We start from the raw sequence: 2,199 nt of genomic DNA on the forward strand, positions 1-2,199 counted from the left end.
TGGGGATCGCCGCTTTTCTGGGGATGGCCAGCTTTGAGATCCTCAGCGCAGCAGTGGGACGGTTTTTTAAGCCCCAGCCGCCGCTGCAGGTCGATGGACTGACCCTAGCCCTAATGGTGGGGGTACTGGGGATCAACCTCTTCGTGTCCTTCTATGAACGTTCCTGGGGCAAGGCTTTGTCCAGCTCGCTGCTCTTGGCCGATGCCCGCCATACCCTCAGCGATGTTTGGGTAACCCTGACGGTGCTGCTGGGACTGGCCGGGATCCACTACTGGGGGATCCCCTGGCTGGATCAGGTGCTGGCGGTGCCGGTGGGGCTGCTGGTGTTTTGGAGCGGCTGGGAAGTGTTACAAGAGAATATCCCTTTCCTCACCGACCGGGTAGCCATTCCGCCTAAGACCTTGCGGGAGCTGGTTCTCAGCCTGCCCGGCATCCTCGACTGCCACGACATTGCCTCCCGCGGCATCCCAGGGCAGATGATCTTTATCGAAATGCACATGGTGGTGGAGCCGCTGGACGTGGAGTCGGCCCACCGCATCACCGAAGCGGTGGAGCAACTGCTGCAGGAGCGCTACGGGCCGGTGCGGGTCACCATCCACCTAGAGCCCTACTCCCACATTGGGGGATCCCAACCCTAGGAATGTTTCCGAAAGAACAAACGGTATCGCTTCGCCAACTGCCAAATCCTGCAAAGGCCATTCTTTGCCCTGGTTCCTAAGAAATAGAAAAACCCCGAGGCAGCAAATGGAGCTGCGCCTGATTATCGGGTGGGCAGCGAAAACAACGGCTAAATCGCTCCAGGAATCGACCTACCGGCTGTGGGAAGTCTGGAAAAGCGAGGTCTGGATCCCCGGCAGCTACCCCTGCCCAAAAGTGGCGCAATTGTGGGGCCAAGGCTTGGGCCTGCTCCAGAGGCAAATGCAGCGGCGCAGAGGTTAAAAACTTAACCACCACCGGTTCGCTGCGCTGACCCATCCACTCCCGCGAGAACGCCTGCAAATCGGGCCAATCGGGCAGGGATCCCACCCGGTAGCTTTGGATGTGGACGTGGATCCCGGTCTCGCGATCCAGTCGGATCTCGACAAGGCGGTAGGGATGGGGAAAACTGACCAAAGAGCCGGTGGTAATGTCGTAAACCCCCCCTCGCCGGGCGATGTGCTGAATGTGCAAATGTCCGGTGAACACCAGTTGCACCCCGTAAGCTTGTAGCAGCCGCCGCAATTGAGAGGCATTCTCCAGCATGTAGCGACGGCCCCAGGGGTGGAGGGACTGCCCGCGCAGATGCTCGACCACGTTGTGGTGCACCATCAGCAGCACCAGCTCCTCTTCGGCTGCTGCCAATTCCTTTTCCAGCCAGGTCAGTTGTTCCGAAGTTAGACACCCCACCAACTGGCCCTGAGCATCAAAGTGGTTGGAATTGAGGCCGATCAAACGGATCCCTGGCTGCAACAGGCGGCTGTAATCCAAAGACCGCCCGTCCTCATAGCCAAAAGCTTGGTAGTAGCGGGGAAACTCTGCCAATGCCTCAAGCTGGGGCACATCGTGATTGCCGGGCACCACAAAAGCTGGAAAAGGTAAACGAGCCAGACGCTCCGCCAACCAGGCGTGGTTTTCTGGCTCTCCATGCTGGGTCAGATCCCCCGGCAGCAGCAAAAAATCCAAGGGCAACTGCACCAGGTGTTGCAAAACCTGCTCCAGAGCCGGGATGCTCACCTCCACCAAATGAAACCGGTTGGGATGATCCCAAAGGGTGGAAGGAACAGTGATGTGGGGATCGCTGATCACAGCAAAGCGAATTTGCACAGGTCATCCCGCCTCTGGCCGTCTACAGGTATGATAGCCAAGCCCTTCACGCCCTCTTCACAGGCTTCTCCTTGGGATGGGGGGCCAACCCCTAAAGCTGTGTTAAGATTTTGCGTAATTTCAGGGGAGCTGGCGCCTTTCAGCTAGAAACCGCAGGAGCCCCGCCCTGTACCCCCGTATACGGGGGGAGGGGGGCCGGTCAGGGTCGGGAGGAATGCGGACGACGAATAACTGTGACATGGCCCAAGTCCTGACTATCTCTTGCAAGCTCAAGGTATCTGCTTCGCAAGCTGTGAAGCTAGAGGCAACCTTGTCCGCTTTTGCACAAGCACTCCTCGCGCCAGCGGGCCGGAGGCCTTACTGGGTCAACCAAAACACGCCAGAGAAGGTGGTCAA

2 protein-coding genes are annotated in these 2,199 nt (G+C 58.7%); one reads left to right on the forward strand and one right to left on the reverse strand.

Annotation, left to right across the window (positions count from 1 at the left end):
- A partial coding sequence (locus NW863_RS12780) for a cation diffusion facilitator family transporter (RefSeq protein WP_414366817.1) occupies positions 1–638 on the forward strand: 638 nt, incomplete at its 5' end.
- A gap of 76 nt (positions 639–714) precedes the next feature.
- Here NW863_RS12780 and NW863_RS12785 read toward each other — a convergent pair.
- Positions 715–1,803: a metallophosphoesterase family protein gene (locus tag NW863_RS12785; RefSeq protein ID WP_414366819.1), complete on the reverse strand. Its 1,089-nt coding sequence runs from the start codon at positions 1,801–1,803 to the stop codon at positions 715–717.
- Positions 1,804–2,199 lie beyond the last annotated feature (396 nt).

It is taken from the genome of Synechococcus sp. B60.1 (assembly GCF_047462555.1).
GTDB lineage: Bacteria > Cyanobacteriota > Cyanobacteriia > Thermostichales > Thermostichaceae > Thermostichus.